The following is a 252-nucleotide window of genomic DNA, read 5'->3' as shown; positions in this document are numbered from 1 at the left end:
TCAAGAAATTTAGTGGGATTGCACGCCGGAAACGCCGAAATGCACATAATGAGTTTTAGTATTGATGCGGAACTGTGCAATAAATAGGCTTAGCGTAGGATATTTTCCGTTTTCCAAGCGGACCCCATCAGGGATGAAACCTATGCGGCAGCGCTTGCCGAACTGGTGAATGCCCAGAAAAAGTACCCACTGTCAGCATTCTGGGGAGACGGTACAACATCCTCATCCGATGGCCAAAATTTCAGGGTTGGA

1 pseudogene is annotated in these 252 nt (G+C 47.6%); it reads left to right on the top strand.

The features are described 5' to 3' along the window. Positions 1 to 114: 114 nt before the first annotated feature. A pseudogene (locus tag C5469_RS23170) lies at positions 115 to 252 on the top strand (Tn3 family transposase); the annotation flags it as partial.

This window comes from Photorhabdus cinerea (assembly GCF_011189575.1).
Classification (GTDB): domain Bacteria; phylum Pseudomonadota; class Gammaproteobacteria; order Enterobacterales; family Enterobacteriaceae; genus Photorhabdus; species Photorhabdus cinerea.
Note: the sequence above shows the minus strand (reverse complement) of the source record. Positions and strands in the feature narration are given on the sequence as shown.